General features: G+C 70.1%; 4 protein-coding genes and 2 pseudogenes. 4 read left to right on the top strand and 2 right to left on the bottom strand.

The window, feature by feature from the left end:
• Positions 1–253: pseudogene (locus VFB40_RS03535) on the top strand (EAL domain-containing protein); the annotation flags it as partial.
• Positions 254–472: 219 nt separating this feature from the next.
• On the opposite strand, the gene VFB40_RS03530 reads toward VFB40_RS03535, so the two are convergent.
• Complete coding sequence (locus VFB40_RS03530; protein ID WP_324847806.1) at positions 473–1,540, bottom strand: EamA family transporter; 1,068 nt, start codon at positions 1,538–1,540, stop codon at positions 473–475.
• Between the two features lie 28 nt (positions 1,541–1,568).
• Here VFB40_RS03530 and VFB40_RS03525 point away from each other — a divergent pair, with 28 nt between their 5' ends.
• Positions 1,569–2,561 (top strand): GlxA family transcriptional regulator, encoded by a 993-nt coding sequence (locus VFB40_RS03525; RefSeq protein WP_324847805.1) that lies wholly within the window; start codon positions 1,569–1,571, stop codon positions 2,559–2,561.
• Between the two features lie 462 nt (positions 2,562–3,023).
• A complete protein-coding gene (locus VFB40_RS03520; protein WP_349261328.1) occupies positions 3,024–5,648 on the top strand; it encodes a beta propeller repeat protein in 2,625 nt (874 codons plus the stop codon).
• A gap of 512 nt (positions 5,649–6,160) precedes the next feature.
• Here the strand turns inward: VFB40_RS03520 and VFB40_RS03515 are convergent.
• Entirely contained in the window at positions 6,161–9,376 is a 3,216-nt protein-coding gene (locus VFB40_RS03515) for an AfsR/SARP family transcriptional regulator (protein WP_324847803.1), read from the bottom strand.
• A gap of 246 nt (positions 9,377–9,622) precedes the next feature.
• Here VFB40_RS03515 and VFB40_RS03510 point away from each other — a divergent pair.
• Positions 9,623–10,282, top strand: a pseudogene (locus tag VFB40_RS03510) (hypothetical protein); the annotation flags it as partial.

Genomic DNA, 10,282 nt, shown 5'->3' with positions numbered 1-10,282 from the left:
CTTCGCGATCGATGACTTCGGTGTCGGCCATGCGCCGCTCGACCGAGTCGCCAGCTTCGCCGCCACTCAGATCAAGGTCGATCGAGCGATCCTCAGCCACCCTCTCGCTTTGGACGAGTTGGACCTGGTCGTCAAGCTCGCGGACGACGGCTACATCGCCGAAGAGCCGGCCCCGCAGCAACTACGGCCGTTGAGCCAGGACCTGCGCAATCGAATCGCCTCGTTGACAAGGAGGCCACACCATGGCCGTTGAGCTGCGCTTGCCCGCGGACGTCATGGCAGCAGTCGAGCCCGATGCGGACACCGAACGAGGACCGTCCGAATTCACCATCGCCCTCGACGTCGTCGGCGCTGTCGCCAACGTGGTCACCGTGGCGCAAGTCCTCAAAGCAGCACCCGAACTCGCTCGCCGGCTGCGCAGCTGGGCACACGGCCGCTCAACCCACCCCGACGAGCGTCTAGTGATCAAAGCTCACCGATTTCTGGCACTGGCGCCGAGGGGCGTGGCGTGCTGGTGTGGTGCGCTGGTGGTGGCGCTGCGTGTGCGTGCTGGTATGACCATGAGGGCGACGCCGGTCACGGTGACGGTCGCGGCGAGGAGTGTGCGGATACCGACGTGCTCGCCGAGCAGCCACCATCCCAGCAGGAGCGCGACGATCGGGTTGACGAACGCGTAGGTTCCGGCGAGTCGGCTGGAGGCGTGGCGCACCAGCCACTCGTAGCTGCTGTAGGCAATCAGGCTGCCGAAGATGATCAGGTAGCTCACGGCGAGCGCGCTCTCGGAGGTCAGCGCGCCGACATGAATGCGCGACAGGTCTCCGCTGGCCGCGCCGGCGATGCACAGCGCCGCGCCGGCGCAGATCAGCTGCATGCTGCTGCCCAACAACGGCTGATCGGGGTGCGGGGCGCGCTTGGCGTAGGCGGATCCGCCGCCCCAGCACGCTGCGCCGCCGAGCGCGACCGCTGAGGCGGTCGGGTCGGGAGCGGCGCCGGAGAACGGATTGACGAGTACGGCTACGCCGCAAAGCCCCAGTAGGAGGCCGATCGTGGCGCGGCGGGTGATGTGTTCGAGTCCGGCGATGCGATTGGTGGCGATCAGCCATACCGGGATGCTGGCCAGGAGCAGTGCGACGGTGCCTGCGGGCAGTTTCTGCTCGGCCCAGGTGGCGCCGCCGGTGCCCGCGGCCGGCAGTAGCAGGCCGAGGATCGCGCTGGCCCGCCACTCGCGCGCGCTGCCGCGGCGCCAGCCGGCCTCGGGGTGTCGCCGGCGCTGCCACCAGCACCAGGCGTAGATCAGCAGCCCAGCGATTGCGAACCGGGCCCCGGTCATCATCAGCGGCGGCAGCGTACGTACTGCCACGCGCATCGCGATATAGGTCGATCCCCACACGATCCACACGACGCCGAGCGCCGCGGCGATCCCGCCGCGCGGGGCCGTCATTGTCGTCGGCACAGCCAGTTCGCCTTCCTCTTGGTCCCCTCTCGTGGTCTGCTCCTTCTCCGCGATGACCCGCGGCCAGCCCTGGCACGGCTGACACACCTGCCGCAGTTTCTGCCAAAATGGGCGGGTGCTGCGGACGGTAGCTGTACCGGTGATGGCGCCGGCGCCGACCTTCGAGCTGGGCATCGCCTGCGAGGTGTTCGGCCTGGACCGCACGGGCTTGGGCCTGCCGGGATACCGGTTCGGTGTCTGCGCCGGGCAGATCGCGCCGATCGCCTCGACCTCCGGTTTCGCCGTGATGCCCAGCCACACGCTGGACTTTCTGGCTGAAGCGGACCTGATCCTCGTGCTGGGTGCGGCCCCGCCGCTGCCCGCCCCGCCAGCGGCCCTGGTCGAACAGCTGCGGCAGGCCGTTGTCCGCGGCGCGACCGTGGCCAGCGCGTGCACCGGGGCTTTCGTGCTGGCCGCGGCCGGACTGCTCGATGGCCGCCGGGCCACCACGCACTGGATGCACGCACCGCTGCTCGCCCAGCTCCATCCCCGGGTGAAAGTCGAGGCCGACCGGCTCTACATCGAGGACGGACCGATCCTGACCAGCGCGGGATCGGCGGCTGCCATCGATCTGTGCCTGCACCTGATCCGCCGTGAACACGGCGCTGAGATCGCCAACCGGGTCGCCCGCCAAATGGTCGTGCCCGCGCACCGAAGCGGCGGACAGTCACAGTACGTTGAGATGAGCGTTCCGGAGTGCGGCCATCCCGACGAGCTGGCGCAGACCCTGCAGTGGGCGCAGCAGCACCTCGACCAGCCCATCACCGTCGAAACCCTGGCAGCCCGCGCGGCGATGTCTCCGCGCACCTTCGCCCGGCGCTTTCGCCAGCAGATGGGAACAACCCCCGGCTTCTGGCTCACTCGACAACGCGTCATGCTCGCCGAGCGGCTGCTGGAGCGCGGCGACCAGACGATCGCCGCGATATCGGCCCGCTGCGGGCTCGGCAGCCCCGACACACTGCGGCGCCACTTCGCCCGCGCCCGCGGCACCACCCCAGCGCAGTACCGGCGCGCCTTCCAGCTCACCGGGCGCGAGGCAGTCACACCCATACGTTCTGACGAGAGCTGAAACAACGGGGGAGCTGGTCCTGCGGCGGCAGGCACCTACTTGGTCTGCGCCGCGTCGGTAGGCCATGTAGCGCCAACGCCGCATCTGCAGCACGGCTGGGTCGTGTCCGTGAGATGCACGAGTTTGCCCTCCCGCAGACGCACAGGAGCATCCACTGCCGCTACAGCGCTTCCCGTCCGGGTGGAACTTCGAGTTCAGCGACACCACAATCCGGCACACTGTGGGCATCCCATGTGCGCACGTCGCCAGGAATGGCCTTCGATATCCGCATCATTCCGATTGGTCGGGAGCGCATGACCCGATCCCGAAATACACCACGAATACGGGTGAAATCAGGGCTCGTCCTCGACGGATCGCGGCCACTCGACAGGTTGCTGATCTCCGCTCTAACCTCGTCGTCATATCTGTGCACGAACCTTGGGTGTCGTGCCGTTCGGGTTGAACAGGTGGGGACCTAACCGTATGAGAATTCATATACAGCGGAGGCTGCTCCCGATCGGAGTGGTCTCCGTGGTCGCTCTGGCCCTGATCGGGTCGTCGGCCAACGCGGCCTCGACGCCGCGCGGATCGCACAACCGTCCGCACGTCACGGGGCAGCAGAACGCCTTCGTGCGCTCGAACGCGCTCGGGGGGCCGCCCGGGAATGCGGACGGCGGGGTCGACGACCCGACCTCGGCTGATCAGCAGTACTTCCAGGCACGCAGCGCGCCCGGGATCGTCGCGCCCGGAGCCTACGGCGCGGCGATCGCCCAGCTGAAGTCCATGGACGACGTCGGCGGCGACTGGCGGCAGGTCACGAACAAGCCGTACAACTCCGACGATCCGATCTACCGGGACTACGACTCCAACTCCTCCGCGGGTTCCGGCAACGTGACCGGGCGCATCACCGGGCTTGCCGCGGACAACGAGGGTCACGTCTACGCGGGCGCGGCCAACGGCGGCGTGTGGCGCTCCAGCGTCGGCGGCGGACACTGGACGCCCATCTCCGACAAGCTGCCCGCGGAGTCCACCGGCGACCTCGTGCTCGACGCCCACGGCAAGCTCTGGTACGCCACCGGCGAGGCCAACACCGCCGGCGACACGTTCACCGGATCGGGCGTGTACGTCCTGCGCGATCCCGAGCACGGCACGTTCTCCCCGCGCGACCGGGTCGGCGGCAGCGAGCTGGAATCCACCAGCATCCGCAAGCTGCGCATCTTCGGCGACACCGTCTGGGCGGCGACCACGCGCGGCGTGTGGACCCACTCGGCGAGCAACCTGTCCGGCCCATGGAAGCTCGCGTTCGCGCCGAACCCCGCCTATCTGCCCGGCGGCCCGCTCGCGGGCGACCCCTCCGCGATCTACAAGAACATCGCCAACGACATCGCCGCCGACCCGAAGGACCCGTCGAAGGTCGTGCTGGCCATCGGCTGGCGCAGCGGCGACACCTACAACGGCTTCTACACCCAGCAGCGCGGGGTGTGGACCCGGATCACCACCTCGCTCGGCGACCTGCCCACGGCGGCCGCGAACGTCGGCGCGGTGACCTTCGCACGGTCCGCGGACGGCTCCAAGTACTACGCGATCAACCAGGACCCGACCCTGATCACGAGCCCGAAGAGCACGCTCGGCGGCATCTACGTCTCCAACAGCGGCTCGCCGTTCGGCCCGTGGACCCTGGTGGCCACCTCGGCCAAGCTGGAGTCCTCGGGCTCGGCGGAGACCGGCGCGACCTACAACCCCGGCGTCCAGGCCTGGTACAACCAGTTCCTGCAGGTCGACCCGAACGACCCGCGCCACCTGTACGCGGGCCTCGAAGAGGTCTACGAATCCCACGACGCCGGCGCCACCTGGCAGACCGTGGGCCCGTACTGGAACTTCACCTTCGCCTGCTGGTCGATCGACCCCACCGAGCAGTCCGGAACCTGCTCGCAGACCACCCACTCGGACCAGCACGCCGTGACGATCGGCAGTTACCACGGCAAGAGCTACGTCGTCGTGGGCAATGACGGCGGCGCCTACAAGCGTCCGGTGAAGGGCTCGGTCGACGCCCTCGGCCACGCCACCGACTGGCAGTCGCTCAACGACGGCACGATCGACGTGCTGCAGTACTACTCGGTCGGCGTCGGCAAGGACACCAAGAGCGCCGGGTTCGACGTCTCCGGCGGTCTGCAGGACAACGGCCAGTCGATCCTGCGCCCGACCGAGCCGGTCATGGGCTCCAACTTCGGCGGTGACGGCGGCGACACCCTCGTCGACCCGGCGAACGGCTGCAACATCGCCGAGGAGTACACGAACCTCGCGATGTGGGTGACCAACGACTGCGGCGCGAACGTGAGCACCGACCCGTCGACCGCCACCGAGTACAGCGTTCCGCCGAACGACGGGGTGACCGGCAACGCCCGGTTCATCGCGCCGTTCACCGCGGACGCCAAGAACCCGAACGTGTGGGTCGCGGGCGGTGAGCACGTGGCCGTGCAGACCAAGGGCTTCGCGATCCGGTCCACCTCGGACTGGACCGACGTCTACGACCTCGGTGCCGGCAACGTCGCGACCGCGGTCGCCGCGTCCGGCGGGACGATCTACGCCGCGTGGTGCGGCGGGTCCTGCAACGGCCCCGGCTTCACCCGCGGCATCGCGGTGGGCAAGGCCGACGGAACCGGCTGGCACCAGCTGAACCTGCCGGTCAACGGCACCGTGCCCAACCGCTACCTGGCCGGGCTCGAGATCGACCCGCACAACTCGAACCACGTCTACGTCGCGGTCAACGGCTTCTCCCGTAAGTGGACCGAGGGCCCCGGCGCCGGCGTCGGGCACATCTTCGAGAGCTGGGACGGCGGGGTCACCTGGTGCGACATCTCCGCAAACCTGCCCGACGTGCCCGCGAACTCGGTGCGGATCCTGCCGGACGGCTCGCTGGTGCTGGCCACCGACCTGGCGGTGTTCTACCGCGGCGCGCACTCGGCCGAGTGGAAGATCCTCGGCGAGAACCTGCCGACGAACGCCACGCTGCAGATCAAGATCGGCCCAGACGGCAAGATCTATGCCGCGACCCACGGCCGGGGCATCTGGTCGCTGGCGGCCCCGCACAGGCGGGGAGGGTTCTGATACGGCTCTGGCGGATGAGGAGCCGGCAGCTGTGTGAGCTCTGAGTGACTGCTGCGGGGTGGTGGCCGTCCGGGAACGTTCCGGCGGTTGCCACCCCGCGGTGCGTTCGGACTTGGAAGTACGCGGGGCGGGCGCAGCGCGGTACTAGCGCTCAGCGTGAGGAGCCGGTCGGCTGGGGTGTGGGTTTGCGCCGGTCGACCGGGTTCTGCGGATCCGCCCCCGAACTCAGCGAGGGAGCGGGGGCAGGCCGCGTCGATGACAGGCTGACTGCCGACGGGGAAACGGTGCTCGGCACTGCACTGGGTCCTGCCGTCTTGGCGACCGTGGTCCCGCTGTACGTGGCGGATCCGGTCGAGGCCGGGCGCCCTCCGCCTCCCTGCCCGGCACCCGACCCGCACGACGACAGCCCGCATACTGCGGCCGCGATCGTGGCCGCGGTCACGGCCAGCGAGACAACACTCGTACGAGCGCACCTCATCGCGCATCCTCCTCGGGGCTTAGACGCACCGCGGTCAGCATGCGTTCCGGCGGAGATTCGCCGGGGACTCGGAGGTCGGCAGATCGGCCAGCCGGGTGCGCACGCGTTCGGCGTCGCGGGTCATGCCCAGGCGTTCGTAGATCTGCAGCGCATGGTGCAGCCGGGCCGCCGCGGTCTCGGTTTCGCCGAGGACGACGTGGCAGCGGCCGAGCCCTTCCAGGGCGAGTGCTTCGTCGTCCGGCTTGTTCAACTCGCGGTTCATGGCGAGAGACTGCTCGTAGAGCGCGAGGGCGCGGGTCAGGTCACCGCCGTCGGCGATGGCGGCGGCGTAATGGTTGAGTGCCCAAGCCTCGTCGCCGCGACTGCCGGCGGCCCGGTAGATCTCCAGTGCTCGGGTCAGCGCTTCCGCGGCCCCCGACGCGTCGCCTGCGTCGCGCCGCACGCACCCCAACTCGGTTAGGGCGTAGGCCTCGCCGTAGCGGTGGCCGAGCTGGCGGTACATCTCCAGGGCGAGGGCCAGCGCCTCGGCGGCGCCCGCGAGATCCCCGAGCTGGCGGCGCACGCGTCCCTGGTCGTTGAGGATGTTCGCCTCGCCGCGGCGATGGTCGAGCTCGCGGTAGATCTGCCGGGCCCGGTCCAGTGCCTCTACCGCCCCGGGGAGATCCCCGATCATCCGCCGTACCCGCCCGAGTTCGTTGAGGGCTACGGCTTCGCCGTAGCGGTAGTCGATCTCGCCGCACAGCTTCAGGGCGTGGGTCAGCGCGTCGACGGCTCCGGGCAAATCCACCATCAGGCGCCGTACGCCTGCCAGGTCCGTGAGGACGGCGGCCTCGCCGTGGGGATTGCCGATCCCGCGGTAGATCTCCAGGGCACTGCTGAGCGCCTCAAGCGCCCCGCGTAGATCACCCGTTTCGCGGCGCAGGCCACCCAGCTCGTTGAGGGCACCGGCCTCGCCGTGGCGGTTGCCGATCTCGCGGTAGATCTCCAGAGCGCCGGTGAACGCCTCGACGGCGCCGTGCAGATCACCAGTCAAGCGCCGTACGCCCCCTAGATCGGCCAAGGCTCTGGCGCGACCGGCTGCGTAGCCCTGGCGTTCGCCGATCTCGGCCGCGGCCCGGTGCAGCTCCAGGGCGCGAGCCGACGGACCGTCGGCGCGCAGGATCTCGGCCAGACCCGCGGACAGCGCGAGGGCCCGCTCGTGCAGATCGCGGCCGCGGGCGAAGTCGACCGCGGCCTCAAGGTTGTCGCGTTCGGCACGCAGCCACGCCCGCGCGGCCCCCGAGCTGGACACCTCGGGCGCATGAGCGGGCGCGGGGCCGTCCGGCGCCGGGCGCGGATAGCGTGCGATCAGTACCGACGCGCTTTGGGCAGTGTGCGCGTAGTAGTGCAGCAGCCGGTCCACGGCAGCATCGCGCTGCTTCGCAGGGTCCTGCTCAGCCAGGGTGCGGGTGTGGGCGCGGATCAGGTCATGCATCCGGTAACGGCCAGGGGCGTGCGCGATCAACAGGTTGTGATCGACCAGGTCCTCCAGCAGGCCGGTGGCCGTCCGCGGGTCCGTGTCCAGCAGGGTCGCGGCGGAATACGCGTCGGCATCCGAGCCGGGTGCAGATCCCAGGCGGCGCAACAATACTTGCTGCTGCTCGCCCAGGCCGGTGTAGGACAGGTCGAACACCGTGGCCAGGTCGCGTTCGCCGTCTGAGAGGGCGGCCACGCGCTGCCGAGGGTCGCGCAGCAGCCCGGCCAAGTGCTCCAGGTTCCAGGCGCGGCGGTGTCGCATCAGCGCGCCGGCGATACGGAGGGCGAGGGGCAGGTACCCGCACAGCTGCGCGACTTCGTCGAGGACCGGGTCATCGGCCGCGATGCGGTCCGCGCCGGCCACCGCGCGCAGCAACGCCGCCGCGTCCGCCGGCGTCAGCAGTTCGAGCGACAGGGTGTTGGCATCGTCCAGGCCCTTGAGCCGCCTGCGGCTGGTGATCAGCACCAAGCAGCCGGGCGCCGCGGGCAGCAGCGGCCGCACCTGCGCCTCGTCGACCGCGTTGTCCAGCACGATCAGGGTCTTGGTATCGGCCAGGCGCTCGCGGTAGAGCGCGGCGCGCGCGTCGGCGTCTGCGGGGATCTGCTGAGCAGGCACGCCCAGGGCGCGCAGCAACCAGTCCAGCGCCTCGGCAGGCGCGCGCGGCAGGTGCCCTTCGGTGTAGCCGTGCAAGTCGATGAACAGCTGACCGCTCGGGAAACGCGCGGCCAGCCGGTGCGCCGCGTGTACCGCCAGCGTGGTCTTGCCGATACCGGCCGTCCCATCGATCGCTGAGATAAGGACCGTGGCACCGACCACCTTCGCCGGATCGGACCGATCCACCAGCCCGGTAAGCCACTCCAGTTCGCCGGATCGCCCGGTGAAGTGCCCCGCCGCCGCAGGCAGCTGACGGGGTATCGCAGTGGGCTGCTGCGCAGCCGCCGGTGGCGCAGACTGCGCGCTCGGCGCGGTTCGCACCGGATCCGGCGCCAACAGCTCCCGGTCCCCGTCCAGAATCGCCGCGAAAAGTCGTCGCACCTGTGGCAGGGGATCGACACCGAGCTCGTCGGAAAGCCGCCGGCGCAGGTCGTGATAGGTGTCGATGGCCTCGGCCTGGCGTCCGGACCTGGCCAGCGCGCGCATCAGCGAGGCGCGCAGCCCCTCGCGCAGCGGGTAGCGGGCCACCAGTTCGGCGAGTCCGGGCAGGGCGGCGGCGTGCTGCCCGCGGGCGAGCTGAAGATCGGCCAGCTCTTCCAGGGCGTCAACGTGCTCTTGTTCGATCGCGTCCGCCTCTGCCTGCAGATGCGTGCACTCGATGCCGTCGAACGCCGGGCCGCGCCAGAGTGCCAGCGCGTCTGCCAGGTCGCGGGCGGCCGCGTCCACGTCGCCCCGGTCCCGCTGTGCGCGGGCGCGCTCCACGAGTCCACGTGCGTGATGCAGGTCGATCCGGTCTTCGGCGACGGCGAGCGAGTACCCGCGGCCGACGGTTCGGATGACCGGCGCCGACGCGGCCGGCAGCGCGCGACGCAGTTCGCTGACGAACCCGTGCAGCCGCGTCGTCGCGCTCGCCGGCGGCGCGCCGTTCCAGGCGAGATCGATCAGCCGGTCCTGAGATACGACGCGTCCCGGGCTCAGGCAGAGCAGCGCCAGGACCGTGCGGGCACGGCCCGCCGGCACCCGCGCGGCCACGCCGTCCGCATCGCGCACTTCGAGTGGACCGAGAATCGCAACCCACACTGTCGCCCCCCGGATGACCTCAGTAGCGCATGATCGACGGTCCTTTCCTACCACGGCTTCATTCGCGGTCACGGTCAGGGCCGTAGCGAAGCCGTAGCCGCGCGGAAGCCCCCTCGGGCAGCGTGTGGTGCGGTGCGAACAGCAAGCCGGAGTTGCACGAAAACAGGAGTAACACGTGACAAGTCGTCAGGACTCGAGCGAGCGCAACGGGGAGTCGGAATGCTGATACATCGTCGTCTGGGGCAGATGATCGCCACGGCAGCCAGTGCCGCGGGCCTGGTCGGAGCGCTCGCGTCGGGCCCGGCAGCCGCCACCCCGGCACCTTCGAGCACCGGTGCCTGGGCTGCGGGCATCGCGCACCCTGCCACTCCGCACTGCCCGGCCGGGACGTCCGCGCTGGTTCCCAACGGGGCCTCGCGCACAGCGCACGGCGGGACGAAGTACACCTTCGAGGTGGCGGGGCACGAGGGTTTCGAGATCGTCCCGCCCGCGGGGTTCAATCCCAGCTCGGCAAGCAACGCTGAGCTCCAGGAGATGAACCTGCCGACCCGCCCGGCCTCCGCCGGCGCCTTGGCTTCGTGGTCGAAGAGCATGGCGTCGTACAAGGGCGTCAGCACCCCGGCGTTCTGCCAGGGCGCACCGGTGACGAGGACCCAGAAGGTGCCGACGGACGCGCGAGCCGCGCACACGTCCGACACCGGCTGGGCCGGCTACATCAACACCGGCAGGACTTACGACCAGGTCGTTTCGCACTGGACCCAGAACTACGCGCACACCTGCAACTGCGCCGGCCCCACCGACGAGGTGACCTGGGTCGGGCTCGGCGGAGTGAACGGCGGACTCATCCAGGCGGGCACCCGCTTGTACAGCAACACGACACCGTATGCCTGGTGGGAGTACGTCGGA

The sequence above is a fragment of the Actinocrinis sp. genome (assembly GCF_035650855.1).
Lineage (GTDB): Bacteria > Actinomycetota > Actinomycetes > Streptomycetales > Catenulisporaceae > Actinocrinis.
This window is presented reverse-complemented; position numbering and strand designations above follow the sequence as displayed.